The sequence below is a fragment of the Sinomonas cyclohexanicum genome (assembly GCF_020886775.1).
Classification (GTDB): domain Bacteria; phylum Actinomycetota; class Actinomycetes; order Actinomycetales; family Micrococcaceae; genus Sinomonas; species Sinomonas cyclohexanicum.
Map to the genome: position 1 here is coordinate 3332964 of NZ_AP024525.1, position 17520 is coordinate 3350483.

A 17520-nucleotide genomic window follows, 5' to 3' on the forward strand; every position below is an offset into this window, starting at 1 on the left:
TGACTCCTAGGCGGTTGCTGCAGTGACGGTTGCTGCAGTGGCCTGCTGCGCTTGGATGGCGGTGATCGCGACCGTGTTGACGATGTCCTCGACGGTGCACCCGCGGGACAGGTCGTTGACGGGCTTGTTCAGGCCCTGCAGGACGGGCCCGACGGCGACCGCGCCGGCGGACTGCTGGACCGCCTTGTACGTGTTGTTGCCGGTGTTGAGGTCCGGGAAGATGAACACGGTCGCCTGCCCCGCGACGTCCGAGCCGGGAAGCTTGGTCGCCGCGATCGAGGCGTCCACGGCGGCGTCGTACTGGATCGGGCCCTCGACGGCGAGCTCCGGCCGCCGCGAGCGCACGAGCTCGGTGGCCCGCCGCACCTTGTCCACGGATTCGCCGAACCCGGACCCGCCGGTCGAGTAGGAGAGCATCGCGACGCGGGGGTCCACGCCGAACTGCGCGGCCGTCTCCGCGGACGCGAGCGCGATGTCCGCGAGCTGCTCCTCGCTGGGGTCCGGGTTGACGGCGCAGTCCCCGTACACGAGCACGCGGTCCTCCATGAGCATGAGGAACACGGAGGAGACGATCTTCACCCCGGGCCGCGTCTTGACGAACTCGAGCGCGGGCCGGATGGTGTGCGCCGTCGTGTGGGCCGCGCCGGAGACCATGCCGTCCACGATCCCGAGCTGGACCATCATCGTGCCGAAGTAGGAGACGTCCAGCATCGTCTCGAGGGCCTTGGCGAGGTCCACGCCGCGGTGCGCACGCAGCCGCGCGTACTCCTCGGCGAACCTCTCCCGCAGCTCGGAGGTCGCGGGGTCCACGATGTCGATGCCGCCCAGCGCGATGCCGTTCGCGGCCGCGAGCTCCCGGACCGTGCTCTCGTTCCCCAGGAGCATGAGGTCGCAGACGTCGCGCCGGTGCAGGATGTCCGCGGCGCGCAGGATGCGCACGTCGGTGCCCTCGGGCAGGACGATGCGCTTGCGCTGCGTCCGCGCGCGTCCGATGAGCTCGTGCAGGAACCGCAGGGGGGTCATGGTCTCGGGGCGGGGCAGGTCGAGCCGGCCGACGAGCTCGGCGTCGTCCACGTGCTTGGCCCAGGCGCCGAGGGCGGACGCCACCTTGCGCCGGTGGCCGGTCCAGATCTCGCTGCGGACCTCGGCGACGCCGCGCGCCGCGTGGTATGTGTCGTCGTCGTAGGCGAAGACGGGGAACGGCGCCTGCGCGAGCAGCGGCAGGACGTGCGGATCCGGGGCGAGGCCGCCCGTGAGGACCATCGCCGCCGGGACGGGGAACTCGGGCGAGAACGTCGAGGCGAGCGCTCCGACCATGATGTCGGCCCGGTCCCCGGGGACGATCACGAGGTCGCCGTCCTCGAGCGCCCCGATGAAGTTCGCGACGCTCATGGCGGCGACCTTGACCCCGCGCACCTCGCGCTCCATGTCCGCCGTGCCCGCGAGCTGGCGCAGCCTCAGCGCCCCGCCGATCTCCCCCGTGGTGGGCCGCGAGATCTCGGCGAGCTCCGGGACGATGTACACGGGCAGGTGGTGGACGCCTGGACGCATGACGGCGCCGATCTCGCCGATCTGCTCGGGGTCCGCGCGGTTGACCATCATCGCGAGCAGGCTGCAGCGAGCGGCGGCCAGCTCCTTGCGGGCCACATCGACGGCGTCCGCGATCTCGGCAGGCGTCCGCTCGCGCCCGCTGACCACCGCGATGATGGGACAGCCGAGATCGTTGGCCAGGCGGGCGTTGAGCGAGAACTCCACGGCGGAGTCCTGCCCGGTCAGGTCCGTCCCCTCCACGATGACGATGTCCACGAGGGCGGCGATCTCGGCGTAGACCTCGACGCAGCGGGAGTCGATCTCCTCGCGCTTGCCCGCCGCGAGGAGTCGCCGCACCTCGCGCGCGGTGAGCCCGCCGCGGCACACGGTGGGGGACAGCGCGAACCGGGAGCGCATGAGCGCCACCATGGGGTCGGTATCCGGGGAGTCGCCGGTGACGATGGGTCGGAAGAACCCGATCCTCCCGGTGCGCGCGTGCAGCGCCTCGGCCACCCCGAGCGCTACGAGCGACTTCCCCGATCCGGGGGTCGTCGCGCTGACGTAGATGCCTCGTGACATGGGCGCTCCTCGGGGTTCCAGCGGCCTGACCGTCCAAGTCTCACACGCCCCCACGGGCGTCCGCAGGGTGGACGCGCAGGGTGTGCGCCTTGACACATCCGGGCCTCATGGGATTACCTAATGAACATTCGGTAAAGAATTGCGAGAGGTGTCCCCATGAGCGATGTTGCTCCCGCCCACACGCTGGCCCACCCGATCCTCACGGACGACTACGCCACCGAGTGGATGGGCCTGAAGGTCCTCGAACTCGGCGACGGCACCGCCACGGTCGCCACGACTCTCCGCCGCGAGATGCTCAACGGATTCGGGATCGCCCATGGCGGGATGCTGTTCGCCATCGCCGACTCCGCCTTCGCGCTCGCGTGCAACCCGCACAGCCCCGCCGAGGACCACAGCACCGTCACCGTCGCCTCCGGAGTGGACGTGAACTTCCTGGCCCCGGCCCACGAGGGCGAGACCATCACGGCCATCGCCGGCCGCCGCGCCCAGGCCGGCCGCAGCGGCGTCTACGACGTCCAGGTCTTCGCCTCCCCCGCCGGCACCGCGCACACCGCCGAGGCCCCCGGGCGGCTCGTCGCGGAGTTCCGCGGCCGCTCGCGGACCATCCCCCAGCGCTAGTCCGCGCGGCAGACGCGCGCCGGGGACAAGTCGCCGAGGCCAGACAAGGCACGACGGCGACCACTCGCCGTCGTGCGCACCTCGCCTCCGCCGCCCCCGCCCGTCCCACCCCACCCTGCCCCAGCCCCAGCCCAACGAAGTGAGCATCGCCGTGACCCAGACCGCTTCCGCCCCCCAGACCCCGAGCTCTTCGAATTCCTCGGCCTTCGGCCCCGCCGTCCTCGACGCCGAGGAGACGATGAGCCGGGACCAGATCGAGGCCCTCCAGCTGACCCGGCTGAAGGAGACCGTCAAGTACGCCTACGAGCGCGTGCCGCACTACACGCGCAAGTTCGACGAGGCCGGGGTCCGCCCCGAGGACCTCAAGGAGCTCGACGACCTCGCGAAGTTCCCCTACACCACGAAGGAGGACCTCCGCGAGGAGTACCCGTTCGGCATGTTCGCCGTGCCGATGAACGAGGTCACGCGCATCCACGCATCCTCCGGCACCACGGGCCGCCCCACCGTCGTGGCGTACACCAAGCAGGACCTCGAGAACTGGGCCACCATCGTGGCCCGCTGCTTCCGCGCCTCCGGCGTCCGCCCGGGCATGAAGGTCCACAACGCGTACGGCTACGGCCTCTTCACCGGCGGCCTCGGCGCGCACTCGGGCATCGAGAAGCTCGGCGCAACGGTCATCCCGATGTCCGGCGGCCAGACCGAGAAGCAGATCCAGCTCATCGAGGACTTCGCCCCGGACGCGATCTGCTGCACGCCGACCTACCTCCTCACCATCGGCGACGCGATGATCCACAAGGGCCTCGACCCCCGCAAGACGTCCCTCAAGTACGCCGTGCTCGGTGCCGAGCCGTGGACCAACGAGATGCGGGCGGAACTCGAGGAGATGTTCGGCATCAAGGCGTGCGACATCTACGGCCTCTCCGAGGTCATGGGCCCGGGCGTTGCCGGCGAGGCAGTCGAGACGCAGGACGGCTCCACCATCTGGGAGGACCACTTCCGCCCGGAGATCGTGGACCCGTTCGACCTCACCAAGACCAAGTCCGACGGCGAGACCGGCGAACTCGTCTTCACGTCCCTGACGAAGAAGGCCCTGCCGATCATCCGGTACCGCACCAAGGACCTCTCCTCCCTGCTCCCGGGCACCGCGCGCCCCGGCCACCGCCGCATGGGCCGCATCTCCGGCCGCACCGACGACATGATCATCCTGCGCGGGGTGAACATGTTCCCGTCCCAGATCGAGGAGATCGCGCTGCGGATCCCGGAACTGAGCCCGCACTTCCAGCTCATCCTCACCCGCCCCGCGGGCCAGCGGATGGACTCGCTCACGGTGAAGATCGAGCCGCGCGACGGCACGACGCCGGAGCAGCGCCAGGCCGCCGCGGCGAACCTCAAGCACGCGATCAAGGTCAACGTCGGCTCGTCCTGCACGATCGACGTCGTGGAGCCCGGCTCGCTCGAGCGCTCCAACGGCAAGCTCCGCCGGATCTTCGACCTGCGCGACCAGGCCTAAGCTGGACCCCATGCCCTCAGCCTCAGCAACCTCCACCGCGCGCGCCGGTTCCTCCACGGGCCGGCGCGGGCGGCCGGGATACGACCAGCAGTCCGTGCTCAACATCGCGGTCGAGGTCTTCAACCGGCACGGGTACGACGCGACGAGCATGGGGATCCTCGCCGAGAACCTCGGCATCTCGAAGTCCGCGATCTACCACCACGTCCCGTCGAAGGAGGACCTCCTCGCGCTCGCGCTCGAGGAGGCCCTCGGCGGCCTCGAGTCGGTGTGGGACGCGCCCGACTCGCAGTCGGGAACCGCCGAGCACCGCCTCGAGTTCGTGGTCCGCTCGACCGTCCACGTGCTCACCGACAGGCTCCCGTTCGTCACGCTCCTGCTGCGCCTGCGCGGCAACACCGAAACGGAGCGGGCGGCCCTGGAACGCCGCCGCAGCTTCGACCGCAAGGTAGCCGAGCTCATCGCGGAGGCCCGTGCGGAGGGCACCGTCCGGACGGACATCGACCCGCGCACCGTGGCCCGCCTGCTGTTCGGCACGATCAACTCGATCGTCGAGTGGTACCGCCCCGGGGGCTCCCTCACTCCCGCGAAGCTCGCCGACGACGTCGTGGCCGTGCTCTTCGACGGGCTGCACACACGCAGCTGAGCGGCTCCCTCGAAGCAAGAGTGAACTCTTGCTGAATTGATGGCCAACTCGGGAACTTCCGGGACTTTGGCCACATAGTGTCGGTGCGGGGAAACACTCGCACCCTCGGGGTCACCATCCGCCTCGAGAAAGCACAACCTGATGTCGAAGTTCAGCATCCGTGCCGCGGCCGCGGCGAGCGCCTTGGGCCTCGCCGCCGCCACGGCCGGAGGTGTCGTCGCCGCGCAGGCGTCGTCGTCCACCGCCACACCCATCAAGCACGTCGTTGTCATCTTCGGCGAGAACGTCTCATTCGACCACTACTTCGCCACGTACCCGAACGCGGCCAACACCCCCGGCGAGAAGATCCAGGGCACCGGCGCGGCGGCGTCGGCCTTCGCCGCGGCGCCCACCACGCCAAAGAACATCAACACGCTGCAGAACGCCGGCCTGCTCGCGCCGAACAACCCCAACGCCTCCCAGCCTGCGCGGCTCACGCCCAGCCAGGCCGTGACGTGCGACCAGAACCACGAGTACACCGCCGAGCAGAAGGCATACAACGGCGGGCTCATGGACAAGTTCGTCGAGAACACCAGCACCGACGCGTGCGGCGCGGCGGGCGACCCGCGGTACCGGGCGCCGGGCCTGACGATGGACTACTACGACGGCAACACCGTCACGGGCCTGTGGAACTACGCCCAGCACTTCGCGATGAGCGACAACAGCTTCTCCGACACGTTCGGCCCGTCCACGCCGGGCGCGCTCAACCTCGTGGCCGGCCAGACGCACGGCGTGACGAGCGTCGACCCGTTCACGGGCAAGCAGACCGCCACACCTGACGCGTACACGGTCAAGTCTGCGGATGCGGCCGGTGTCGGCACCGTCACGGGCGATCCTGACCCGGCGTACGACGACTGCTCCGACAGCAGCCACGCCAAGAACTACGCCCTCGCGGCGATGAGCGGCAAGAACGTCGGCGACCTCCTCAACACCAAGGGCGTCTCGTGGGGCTGGTTCCAGGGCGGCTTCACCCCGCAGGACACCAAGAACATCAAGGGCACCGACTACGCCCAGTGCACGACGACGCACACCAACGTCGCCGGCGTCTCCTCGACGGACTACAACCCGCACCACGAGCCGTTCCAGTACTACGCCTCGACTGCGAACCCCAAGCACCTTCCCCCGGCAAACGACGCCGAGATCGGCCACAGCGGCCAGGCGAACCACCAGTACGACCTCACCTCCTTCGACAAGGTCGTGAACACGGACAACATGCCGGCCGTGTCCTTCCTCAAGGCGCCCAACTACCAGGACGGCCACGCCTCCTACTCGGACCCGATCGACGAGCAGGCCTTCATCGTCAACGAGGTCAACGCGATCCAGAAGTCCAAGAACTGGGACTCCACGGCGATCGTCCTGGCCTACGACGACTCCGACGGCTGGTACGACCACGTCGCCACGAAGGTGCTCAACGCGTCCAACGACTCCACGAACGACGCCGCGTGGTGCCGTGACGCTGCGGCCGCCGGCGCGCCGATCCTCGGCGGCTACGCGGACCGTTGCGGCCCCGGCCCCCGCCAGCCGCTCCTCGTGGTCTCCCCCTACGCGAAGGCCAACTTCGTGGACCACACGGTGACGCAGCAGTCCTCGATCCTGCGCTTCATCGAGGACAACTGGGGCCTCGGCAGGCTCGGCGACGGCTCGTTCGACGCGATCGCCGGATCGCTCGGGAACATGTTCAATTTCAACGCCCAACCGCGCCGCGACGGCCTGATCCTCGACCCGGCCAGCGGCCAGGTGGTCCAGGCCGCGTACTGCACCGGCAACAACGGCGCCCACCTGGGCCAGGGCGGATCGTGCCGCTGACCCGCTGAGGCGCCGGCCACCCGGCTGGCCTGGCCCCCGGCTGACATGGCCCCCGGCGCGCGTTCGCTCCGGGGGCCATTGCCATCGGCCGCTCCCGGGGCCACGCTGGCCTCATGGCAGTCAGGATCTCCCACGAACTCAGGCGCCTCGTCCCGCAGCTCCGCTACGAACCCACCCCCAAGCGGCTGCGCGCCCGGCTCGGCGAGGCCACCGTGCTCGACTCGCGCCGCGCCGTCGTGCTCTGGGAGCCCGAGCGATACCTGCCCGTCCACGCGGTGCCCGAGGGCGACGTCGCCGCCCGCCTCGAGCCCCTCGGCGCCGACGAGCCGCCCCGCCCCCCGGCGGATCCGCCGAGCTCGCCGTACCCCTTCTCGCCCCACACGGCCGACGGCGAGCGGCTCACTGTCGTTGTGGGCGGCGCGGGCGGCGAGACGCGCGTGAGCGACGCCGCATTCCGGCTTGCCGACCCGGACCTGGCGGGCTACATCGCGTTCGACACCGACGCGTTCTCATGGTCCGAGGAGGACGAGCAGATCATCGGGCACCCGCGGGACCCCTTCAGCCGGATCGACATGCGCGCCACCGGCGCGCGCATGCGCGTGGAGCTGGGCGGGGTGGTGCTCGCCGAGTCGTCCGAGACGGTGCGGCTCTTCGAGGGGCGCCTGCCGCCGCGCACGTACTTCCGGCCAGCGGACGTGCACTGGGAGCGCCTCGCGCCGGACCCCCTGCGGACGATCTGCCCGTACAAGGGAGTGGCCGTGTACTGGGCGGCGCCGGGCCTCGGCGACGGACGGCCCGTCGCGTGGAGCTACGGACCCCCCGAAACCACCTTCCCCGAGATGGCCCAGATCCACGGGCTGATCGCGTTCTTCGACGAGCGCGTCGACACCTTCGCGGACGGCGTTCCGGTGGCGCGCCCGCGGACGGCTTGGGCGTAGCCCGCGGACGAGGACGGCAACGTGTTGCCACCCGCCTTGGCTTATCCCGGCGGCCGACCTATAGTCGAAAGGTGACCTGCATCTCAACGGCGCGATGCAGGTTTTTCACTGCCCATTTCCAGCGAGGCATGTGAGAGTATGCCCTCCGTTCCGCGCCGCGTGGTCCTCCGCGGCTCGCTCGCCCTCCTCTGGGTGAGCACGACGGCGGGCGCGGCCGCGGCGCTCGGCGGGTGCACGGCGTCGTCCGCCCCGCGCGACGCGACCAGTGCGCCGGCGAGTGCCGGCCCGTCGCTGGGGCCCGGGCCGGCGCAGGGGCCGCGCGTCACCGGCACGGTTGCCGACGGGCTCGACACACCATGGTCCATCGCGTTCCTGCCGGACGGCACCGCGCTCATATCGGAGCGGGGCACCGGGCGGATCCTCGAGATCCCCTCCGCCGGCGGAGCCCCGCGCGAGGTGGCGCGGATCGCCGTGCGGACCGACACGAGCGAGGGCGGGCTCCTGGGCCTCGCGCCGTCACCGAGGTTCGCCGAGGACGGCATGCTGTTCGCGTACTACACCGGCGCGGGCGGGAACCGGGTGGCCGCGCTGCACTGGGACGGGCGGGCCCTCGGCGGCGAACGCGTGCTCGTGGACGGGATCCCGGCCGCGGCGATCCACAACGGCGGCCGGATCAAGGTCGGGCCGGATGGGCTGCTGTACATCGGCACGGGGGACGCGACCCGGCAGGCCGCCGCCCAGGACCGCGGAAGCCTGTCGGGCAAGGTGCTGCGCGTGGGGCTCGACGGCGCGCCCGCGCCCGGGAACCCGTTCGGCACCCGGGTGTACACGTACGGGCACCGCAATGTGCAGGGCCTCGCGTGGGATTCGGGCGGGCGCCTGTGGGCGAGCGAGCTTGGACCGGACCGCGACGACGAGCTCAACCTCCTCATGCCCGGGTCGCAGTACGGCTGGCCGGACGTCACGGGGGCACGGAGCGCCAACGGCAGCGTCCCGGCCGTGCATGTCTGGCCGTCGACGGCGGACGCGTCTCCGAGCGCCCTCGCGATCGTCGACGACGTCGCGTACGTCGCGTGCCTGCGCGGCGAGCGGCTGTGGCGGATCCCCCTGCCCGCGCCCGGCAAGCCCGTGCCGGCTGGCGGGACCCTGCCGGGCGCCGCGGAGTTCTTCCGCGGGCAGTACGGACGCCTGCGGGACGTGGTGCAGGTGCCGGGCAAGCGCGAACTGTGGCTCGCGACGAATGAGGGGACGCAGTCCCGCATCCTCGCCGTGACGATCTGATCACCCACCCTGCTGACGCGAAGGTTCGAAGAACCTTCGCGCACCATGGTGCGCCCCGCAGGCGGCGCCCCCCGCTGAAGGGTCACTTCCCCCATGACGGGTCACTTCCCACTGGCCAATGTCAGGACATGGACCAGGGGGAAGTGACCCCTCAGCCCGGAAGTGACCCCCCAACGTCGGAGGGTCAGTCCGGCTGGGCCGCCCGCGCCTCCTTCACGAGGGCCGCGACCGCGTCGTGCAGCGGGTGGTCCGGGCCCAGCCCTGTGAGCTCCTCCGCGACGGCCTCGTCGGACGCGTCCCCGCCCAGGATGGCCTGGAGGCGGGCGGCCTCGTCGTCGTCGGGCGCGTCGAAGGCAAGCGCCGCGCGCATGGCCGTGAGCAGCGCATCCGCGGGCAGCCCGCGCTCGGCCAGCTCGGCGGCGGGTCCCACGAACCGCTCGTGCCGCGACAGCTTGCGCAGCGGCGCGCGGCCCACGCGCTCCACCGTGTCGGGCAGCTCCGGGTTCGCGAAGCGCCCGAGGATCTTCTCCACGTACGCCTGCTGCTGCTCCGGCGCGAAGCCGTACTTGGCCACAAGCAGCGCCTTGGTCTCGGCTAGGACTGCCTCGACCTTGGCGCGGACCTCGGGAATGGCGAGCGCGTCCGAGATCTTCTCCGCCCCCGCCAGCCGCCCGAAGTAGGCGGCGGACGCGTGGCCCGTGTTGACCGTGAAGAGCTTGCGCTCGATGTACGGCCCGAGCGAGTCCACCCACGTCACGCCGGGGATGTCCGGGACGTCGTCCCCGAAGGGCTCCTGCTCGATCGCCCACTCGAAGTACGGTTCGACCCGCACGTCGAGGCCCGCACCAGGGTCCTGCCCGGGCACGATCCGGTCCACGGCGGTGTTGGCGAACACGGCGCGGGCGTCCACGTCGGCGTCGTCGAGCCCCTCCCCCTTCGCTGCGGCGCGGACCTGCTCCTCGAGGATGTCCGTGGCGTTGATCGCGTTCTCGCACGCCATGACTGCGAGCGGGCCGGCGCCGGCCGGGCGCGCGGCGATCCCGCGCGCGATGACCGGCGCCACGAACTTGAGGATGTTGGGCCCGACGGCGGTCGTCACCACGTCCGCGGCGGCGATCCGTTCGACGAGCTCGGCCTCGTCCGTGGCCGAGTTGACGCCCACGTACCCGTCCACGAGATGGTCGACGCCGCCCTCCCCCACCTCGTGCACGGTGTACGAGGAGGTGGCGTTGATCGCGTCGATGAGCGGCGCGGCGACGTCCGCGAACACGAGGCGGTACCCGGCGTCGTGCAGGAGCAGGCCGACGAACCCGCGCCCGATGTTCCCTGCGCCGAAGTGGACGGCGGTCCGCTGCCCGGCGCCTCCCTGCCCAGCCTCCTGGGGTGCGGCGCTCACGCGTTGACCTTCCCGAGGATGTCGAGCACCTCGTCGACCGTCGCGGCGGACTCGAGGCGCGCCACCTGCTCCTTGTCGCCGAAGACCTTGGCGATCTTGGCGAGGATGCCGAGGTGCTCCTTGCCCTTGCCGGCGATCCCGACCACGAACTTCACGGGCTTGCCGTTCCAGTCCACGGGCGCGTCGTAGCGGATGAACGTCACCGCAGAGGCCTGGATGTGGTCCTTCGCCTCGTTCGTGCCGTGCGGGATCGCGAGGAAGTTGCCCATGTAGGTCGAGACGGACGTCTCGCGCTCGTGCATCGAGGCGATGTACGCGTCGTCGACGGCGCCGGCCTCCTTCAGAAGGCGGCCCGCCTCATCGATCGCGCCGCCCATGTCCGGGGCGGTGGTGCCGAGGAGGATGGATTCGCGCCGCAGCACATCCTTGGTCTCCTCGTGCACGTGCGGGACGGGGACGTGCGACGCCGCGGCCTCGACTTCGGAAGCGGGCTCGGCCTTGGCGGGGACCCCCTCGAACGGGGTGGGTTCGGTCGCGGCCTGCTCGTCCAGGAGCGCGACGATCTCGTCGTACTTGGGGCTGCCCATGAAGTTGTCCACCGTGACGATCTGCGCGCTCGGTGTCTTCTCCTCGGCCCGCAGGGCGAGGTCCTGGTGGACCACCACCATGTCGTAGGTGTCGGTCAGGGCCGAGATGGCCTTGTTGACCACCGTGACGTCCTTGTGGCCGGCGGCCTTGATCTTGTTGCGGAGCACAGAGGCGCCCATCGCGGAGGAGCCCATGCCGGCGTCGCACGCGAAGACGATGTTCTTGATGTCGGTCGCGAGGGCCACGCCTGCACCGCCCGCGGCACCGGCGCCGAGGACGCTCGAGGCCATGGACTTCTTGCCCTTCATGCCCTCCATCTGCGCGGTCGCGGCGGCGAGGTCCCCCTCGCCCCTGTCCTTGGACGCGCGCAGGATGATCGAGGCGATGACGAACGAGACCGCGCACGCAAGGATGACCGACAGGATCACGCCGAAATAGCTGTCCTTCGCGGTCTGGGCCAGCACCGCGATGATCGAGCCCGGGGCCGCCGGGGCGACGAGGCCGGAGTGGGTGACGGCGAGGGTCGCGATGCCGGTCATGCCGCCGGCCATGGTGGCGAGGATGAGGATCGGGCGCATGAGCACGTACGGGAAGTAGATCTCGTGGATGCCGCCGATGAAGTGGATGAGCGCCGCACCGGGGGCCGAGGCCTTGGCCGCGCCGCGTCCGAAGAACATGTAGGCGAGCAGGATCCCCAGGCCGGGGCCGGGGTTGGCCTCGAGCAGGAACAGGATCGACTTGCCCTGCTCGAGCGACTGCTGCGTGCCGAGCGGGGTGAGGACGCCATGGTTGATGGCGTTGTTGAGGAAGAGGACCTTCGCGGGCTCGATGAAGATCGAGGTGAGTGGGAGGAGTCCGTTGTTGACGAGGAACTGGACCACGTTGCCCGCTTGCTCCGTGAACCACGTCACGACGGGGCTGATCGCGTAGAACCCGAAGAGCGCCAGGATGGCGCCCCAGATGCCGGCGGAAAAGTTGTTGACGAGCATCTCGAAGCCGGGCTTGATCTTCCCGTCCCAGATCGCGTCGATCTTCTTCATGGTCCAGCCGCCCAGCGGGCCCATGATCATGGCGCCGATGAACATCGGGATGCCCGCACCGAGGATGACGCCCATGGTGCCGATGGCGCCGACCACGCCGCCGCGCACGTCGTAGACGGCCTTGCCGCCCGTGTACGCGATGAGCAGCGGGAGGAGATAGGTGATCATGGGCCCGACGAGGCCCACGTAGGGCTTGCCGTCCGGCCCGTTGCCGAAGCCGCCGAGGGCGCCGACGGGGAGCCAGCCCTTCTCGATGAAGAGGGCGGTGATGAGGCCCCAGGCGATGAATGCGCCGATGTTCGGCATGATCATGCCTGAGAGGAACGTGCCGAACTTCTGCACCCCGGCCCGGGCCGTGTGCATGCGCGACGGCGCTGCTGTGGTCGACATGGTGGATCCTGCTTTCGCTCAGGACGCAGCGCAGGGCTGCTGGGTTGGGGATCAGCCCGCGCTCGGCGGCCTCGCCGGGCTCTGGGGCGCCGAGGGCGCGCTCGAGAGCCGGTGGAGCCATTCGAGGAAGAGCTTCATCTCGGTGCCGGACAGCTGGTCCGGGTGCGAGGACTGGAGCGTGGCGTTGAGGGCAATGGCAGCGGCGACATAGCTCGGCTGCCCTCCTTCTGCCGCTGGCGCCCCGGCGTAGGGTGCATCGACGATGCTGGGGTCCGTGAGCACGGAACGGAGCACGGCGTCCCGCGTCTGGGTGGACAGGGCGGATGCGACGAGCGCGTCCGGGGAGAGGCCCCCTTCGGGGTGGTCACCAGCGGGGGCGCCTTCGGTGGCGTCCGCGATGAGCATGAGGGTGACCCCGATGTTCGAGGCGAGGACCGCCCGCGCAGCCTCGACGGGGCGCACCGCGAGCTGGCCCGCGGCGGCGAGCCGGCTGAGCTCGCTCTCGAGGAGGCGCTCGGCTTCGATCACGACGGCGGACCGCCGGCTCGTGCCGGTGTTGCCGAACATGAGCATGTACAGCTGGGCGTGGGTGACGCCGAACCGGACGTGGACATCCCAGAGCCGCTTGACGTCCTCGACGGGGATGTCCGAGCGCGCCATGGTGCCCTCGCTCTCGAGGAACTCCTCGAAGCCGCGCGCGACGACGGCCTCCATGAGCCCGTCCTTGTCCCCGAAGTGGTGGTACAGGGTGGGCGCGGTGACGCCCGCCTTCTCCGTGATCTGGCGGGTCGAGACGGGTTGCCCGCCGGATCCTGCCACAAGCTCCATCGCCGCCTCGATGAGGCGATCCTTGGGGGAACGCACGACGGCGGGCTGCGGCGGCGCGCTCGCCACCGCGCCTTCCGCTCGCATCGCCGCATCGTCACGCATGGCCGCTACGCTAACCGATATAGCAACGCTATACAAGACCCGCCTGTGGCTTGAGTCACAGGGAATGGCCCACGGGGCCCGGCTAGCTATAGCACTGCTATAGGGGCTATGGTAGCGAAAATCACATTCTCGGCCGTTGGCACGGCCTCCCCCGGAAGGACCTTTCATGGAGCAGTTTCACGGTGTCGGCGTCACTCCGGGGCGTGTGGTGGGGCGGGTGCGGCAGATGCCGGCGCCGGTCGCGGAGCCGCCGGCCGGGGCTCGTCCTGGGGGCACCGCGGTCGAGCTCGAGGCGGAGCGGATCAGGGCCGCGTCCACGTCGGTCCAGACGGCGCTGAAGGAGCGTGCCGCGATGGCCTCGGGGGATGCCAGGGGCGTGCTGGAGGCGACGGCGCTGATGGCGGCGGATCCGATGCTGGTCAAGGGCGCGGTGAAGCTGCTGGCCCCGTCCCAGGACGGCGTGGCGCGGACGGCGGAGCGGGCCGTGTGGGAGTCCGGGGCAGCGGTGGCGGAGAAGCTGAAGTCCCTCGGCGGGTACATGGCCGAGCGCGCCGCGGACGTCCTGGACGTGCGCTCCCGGATCGTGGCCGAGCTCCGGGGCCTTCCGGCACCGGGGATCCCAGAGTCGGACGAGCCGTTCGTGCTCGCTGCCGAAGACCTGGCCCCGGCCGACACCGCGACGCTGGACCCGGCCAAGGTCATCGCGCTGATCACCTCAGGCGGCGGGCCCCAGTCGCACACCGCGATCCTTGCCCGCGCCCTGGGCCTGCCCGCAGTGGTCGCCGCGGCCGGAGTGGACCGCCTCGCGGACGGCACGGCCGTCTTCGTGGACGGCGGGGCTGGCACCGTCGCGACCGACCCCGGCCGGGCCGAGTCGGACGCCGCCGCGGCGTGGACCGAGCAGGCCGCGGCCCTGGCCCAGTTCACGGGCACGAATGTGCTCGCCGACGGGCATGTGCTCCCCCTGCTGGCCAACGTCGCCACCGGGAGGGACGCCGCCGCGGCGGCCGCGGCCGGTGCCGAGGGCGTGGGCCTGCTGCGCACCGAGTTCGCCTTCTTGGACCGCGACACCGAGCCCACCCACGAGGAACAGGTCGCTGCCTACGGTGCCGTGTTCGAGCACTTCGCCGGGAAGAAGGTCGTCATCCGCACGCTCGACGCCGGCGCCGACAAGCCGCTGCCCTTCCTCACCAACACCGACGAGCCCAACCCCGCCCTGGGCGTGCGCGGCTACCGCACCGATTGGACCTCCCCGGGCGTGCTGGCCCGCCAGCTCGCCGCCATCGCCGCCGCGGCCGCGGCCCACGAGGCCGACGTGTGGGTCATGGCCCCCATGATCGCCACGGCCGAGGAAGCCGACCACTTCGTGGACCTGGCCGCCCAGGCCGGTCTGGCCACGGCCGGGGTCATGGTCGAGGTCCCCTCCGCGGCCCTCTCCTCCGCCCACCTCCTGCGCCGGGCCGCGTTCGCTTCCCTCGGCACCAACGACCTCACGCAGTACGCGATGGCTGCTGACCGCATGCTCGGCCCCCTCGCGCACCTGAACAACCCGTGGCAGCCAGCCGTCCTCGCGCTGATCAAGGCCACGTGCGACGGCGCCGCGGCGGCCGAGGCAGCCACCGGGACCCCCAAGCCCGTAGGCGTCTGCGGCGAGTCCGCCGCCGATCCCGCCCTGGCCGTCGTGCTCGCCGGGCTCGGCGTCACGAGCCTGTCCATGACCTCCCGGTCCCTCGCTGCGGTCAACGCCGTCCTGAAGACCGTCACCCTCGACCAGGCCAAAGCCCTTGCAGCTCAGGCCCTCGCCGAGCCCACCGCGGAGGAGGCCCGCGACAGGGTCCGTGCGGCCCTGCCGGCCCTCGGCACGCTCGGCCTCTAGCATCAACCCCACCAACACCGGACCGCCGAACACCAAGGAGCACCACATGGCAGAACGCACCGCTACGATCGGCTCACGCGTGGGCCTGCACGCCCGCCCGGCCGCGATCTTCGCCGAGGCCGCCGGCGAGGCCGGCCTCGAGGTCACGATCGCGAAGGCCGGAGAACCCGCGGACGAGGCCATGGACGCCTCCAGCATCCTCTCCCTCATGAGCCTCGGCGCCGAATACGGCCAGCAGGTCATCCTCCGCGCCGAAGGCCCCGGCGCCGAAGAGGCCCTCGACAGGCTCGTCACCGTCCTCGAAACCGACCACGACGCATAGTGCACCCCGTGGACAGGGCGCACGCCATCTTCCTCGATGTGGACGGCACGTACGCGGACCACGGGATCGTCCCCGAGGGCCACGTGCGGGCCGTCCGCGCCGCCCGCGAGCGGGGCCACCGCGTGCTGCTGTGCACCGGCCGCCCTGTGTCGATGCTGCCCGAGAGCATTCTCGGCGCGGGCTTCGATGGGCTTGTGGCCAGCGCGGGGGCCTATGTCGAGGTGGACGGAACGGTGCTCGTCGACCGGCGGTTCCCCGACCGGCTCGCCGTCAGGACGGTCGAGGTCCTCGACCGGCACCGCGCGGTCTATGTGCTCGAGGCCAAGGAGTCTCTGTACGTACCGCCGACCGCGGAGGCGCGACTGCGCGACATCCTCCGCGAGCACTTCCGGCACGCCCCCGGCGGCCGCGCGACGGGCTCCTCCGCCATCCTCGATTCGCTGCGCGCCGATCCTCCCGCGGCCGGCTTCGCGAAGGTCTCGGTCTTCGACTCCGCGATCCCCGTGAAGGGCATCGCGGAGGAGATCGGCGGCGCGGTCGACGTCGTCGAGAACTCCATCGCCCAAGAGGGCCGCAACGCCGGAGAGGTGTTCCAGCGCGGGATCAGCAAGGCGGACGGCCTCGCGGCCGTCATGGAGCATCTCGGCATTGCCCGCGAGGACACGGTCGCGGTGGGCGACGGCGCCAACGACCTCGAGATGATCGCGTTCGCCGGGATCGGCGTCGCGATCGAGGGCTCGGCCCCGGAACTCCTCGCCGTCGCGGACGCGACCGCCGCGGGCCCGCGGGAGGAAGGCCTCGTCGCCGCGTTCGCCGCGCTTGGGCTGGCCTGAGCATGCGTTGACCGTGGGCCCCCGTTGATAGGGTGGCGCCGCAGGCTGGATCGAGGAGGACCGGGTATGACCACGACGTTCGTCTACATCGCGTGCGCAGGCGGGGGCGGCGCCGTCGACGCCTTCGCGCTGGACCCCGAGTCCGGGACGCTTGAGCCCCTCACCCGTGTCGAGGTGGGGGGACGGGTCTCGGCCCTCGCGCTCGATCCCGCCGGAATCCTGTACGCCGGCGTGAACGGGACCCCCAACCGCACGGTCGCCCTGTCCCTGGACCCGGCGACGGGCGCCGCGTCCCCTGCCGGCGAGCGGGACGTGCCCGTGACCACGTGCTTCCTCTCGCTCGCCGGGGACGGCTCGGGCGGCCAGTCGCTGTACAGCGCCTCGTACCACGAGGGCGTCACGGTCGGCTACGCGGCGCCGCTGGAGCCGGGCGCCCCGGTGACGGAGTACAATTCCGGCCCCAACAGCCACTGCGCCGTCCCGAGCCCGGACGGCGCGTACGTCTACGCGGCTTCCCTCGGGGCCGACCGGATCTCATGGTTCGCTGCCCCGCCGACCACGGGCCGCGGCGAGGCAGCCACGGGAGGCGGCCAGCCCGCCGTCGTGCGTCCCGTGGGAACGGTGGACGCCGCGCCGGGTTCTGGTCCGCGGTTCCTCCGCCACACCGAGGACGGCCGCCGCGCCTACGTGGTCCACGAGCGGACCGGGACCGTGGATGTGTACAGCCGCGACGCGGACTCGGGCGCGCTCGAGCTCCTCCAGCGGATCTCCGCCGTGGAGAGCCTGGGCCTCGCCCCCGGCCCGGTCCGAGGACCTGACACCCCGAACCCCGGCCCGCACGTCGTGTGGTGCGCCGACGTGCGCCTCACCCCGGACGAGCGGTTCCTGTACGCGACCGAGCGCTCCACGAGCACCATCGCATGCTTTGCCGCAGGCAAGGACGGCGGCCAGGAGGAGGGTCGCCTTACGTTCGTGCGCCGCACCGAGACGGAGGCCCAGCCGCGGATCATCGCCGTGGATCCCTCCGGGCGGTGGCTCCTCGCGTGCGGCGAGCGCTCGGATCACGTGACCGTCTACGCGATCGGGCCCGACGGCGAGCTCGACCCGGCCTTCCGCGCCGCGACCGCCGCGGGCCCGCTGTGGATCGAGTTCTGGAGGCCTGCGCCGGCCTGAGGCAGCCGGTGCCCGGCCGCGCCGGCGC

General features: G+C 71.3%; 14 protein-coding genes. 10 read left to right on the forward strand and 4 right to left on the reverse strand.

Translation table 11 applies throughout. From position 1 onward, the window contains the following. Nucleotides 1-6: 6 nt before the first annotated feature. Nucleotides 7-2109 carry a phosphate acetyltransferase gene (pta, locus tag SCMU_RS15800; protein WP_229230058.1) on the reverse strand — a complete coding sequence of 701 codons (2103 nt, stop codon included), beginning with the start codon at nt 2107-2109 and terminating at the stop codon, nt 7-9. A 156-nt stretch (nt 2110-2265) separates the two neighbouring features. On the opposite strand from pta, the gene SCMU_RS15805 reads away from it, so the two are divergent. The 6 genes from SCMU_RS15805 to SCMU_RS15830 all read left to right on the forward strand — a co-directional run bounded on the left by SCMU_RS15805 (nt 2266) and on the right by SCMU_RS15830 (nt 8944). Then, nucleotides 2266-2727 (forward strand): hotdog fold thioesterase, encoded by a 462-nt coding sequence (locus tag SCMU_RS15805; RefSeq protein WP_229230059.1) that lies wholly within the window; start codon nt 2266-2268, stop codon nt 2725-2727. 151 nt (nt 2728-2878) lie between these two features. Continuing rightward, nucleotides 2879-4237, forward strand: coding sequence for a phenylacetate--CoA ligase PaaK (paaK, locus tag SCMU_RS15810; protein WP_443020338.1), 1359 nt, complete (start codon nt 2879-2881; stop codon nt 4235-4237). 10 nt (nt 4238-4247) lie between these two features. Further along, on the forward strand, nt 4248-4880 hold the full coding sequence (locus SCMU_RS15815; RefSeq protein WP_229230060.1) for a TetR/AcrR family transcriptional regulator: 633 nt from the start codon (nt 4248-4250) through the stop codon (nt 4878-4880). A 141-nt stretch (nt 4881-5021) separates the two neighbouring features. Then, nucleotides 5022-6725 (forward strand): phospholipase C, encoded by a 1704-nt coding sequence (locus tag SCMU_RS15820; protein WP_229230061.1) that lies wholly within the window; start codon nt 5022-5024, stop codon nt 6723-6725. A 113-nt stretch (nt 6726-6838) separates the two neighbouring features. Then, entirely contained in the window at nt 6839-7663 is an 825-nt protein-coding gene (locus SCMU_RS15825; RefSeq protein WP_229230062.1) for a DUF427 domain-containing protein, read from the forward strand. Nucleotides 7664-7801: 138 nt separating this feature from the next. Further along, entirely contained in the window at nt 7802-8944 is a 1143-nt protein-coding gene (locus tag SCMU_RS15830; protein ID WP_229230063.1) for a PQQ-dependent sugar dehydrogenase, read from the forward strand. Nucleotides 8945-9128: 184 nt separating this feature from the next. Here the strand turns inward: SCMU_RS15830 and SCMU_RS15835 are convergent, their stop codons facing one another. The 3 genes from SCMU_RS15835 to SCMU_RS15845 are packed head-to-tail and all read right to left on the reverse strand — an operon-like array spanning nt 9129 to nt 13270. Then, nucleotides 9129-10340, reverse strand: coding sequence for a mannitol-1-phosphate 5-dehydrogenase (locus SCMU_RS15835; RefSeq protein WP_229230064.1), 1212 nt, complete (start codon nt 10338-10340; stop codon nt 9129-9131). After that, a complete protein-coding gene (locus SCMU_RS15840; protein WP_229230065.1) occupies nt 10337-12358 on the reverse strand; it encodes a PTS mannitol transporter subunit IICBA in 2022 nt (673 codons plus the stop codon). Before SCMU_RS15840 ends, SCMU_RS15835 begins: the two co-directional genes overlap by 4 nt. Before the next feature lie 51 nt (nt 12359-12409). Continuing rightward, nucleotides 12410-13270, reverse strand: a complete 861-nt coding sequence (locus SCMU_RS15845) for a TetR/AcrR family transcriptional regulator (RefSeq protein WP_229230066.1) — start codon at nt 13268-13270, stop codon at nt 12410-12412. A gap of 184 nt (nt 13271-13454) precedes the next feature. On the opposite strand from SCMU_RS15845, the gene ptsP reads away from it, so the two are divergent. From ptsP to SCMU_RS15865, 4 genes are all read left to right on the forward strand, one after another. Beyond that, the gene (ptsP, locus tag SCMU_RS15850) at nt 13455-15164 is read left to right on the forward strand and encodes a phosphoenolpyruvate--protein phosphotransferase (protein WP_229230067.1); all 1710 of its coding nucleotides are present in this window, start codon (nt 13455-13457) and stop codon (nt 15162-15164) included. A gap of 46 nt (nt 15165-15210) precedes the next feature. Then, nucleotides 15211-15486, forward strand: a complete 276-nt coding sequence (locus tag SCMU_RS15855) for an HPr family phosphocarrier protein (RefSeq protein WP_229230068.1) — start codon at nt 15211-15213, stop codon at nt 15484-15486. Between the two features lie 8 nt (nt 15487-15494). Beyond that, nucleotides 15495-16319, forward strand: a complete 825-nt coding sequence (locus SCMU_RS15860) for an HAD-IIB family hydrolase (RefSeq protein WP_274602880.1) — start codon at nt 15495-15497, stop codon at nt 16317-16319. A 66-nt stretch (nt 16320-16385) separates the two neighbouring features. After that, the gene (locus SCMU_RS15865; protein ID WP_229230069.1) at nt 16386-17492 is read left to right on the forward strand and encodes a lactonase family protein; all 1107 of its coding nucleotides are present in this window, start codon (nt 16386-16388) and stop codon (nt 17490-17492) included. Nucleotides 17493-17520: the final 28 nt, after the last annotated feature.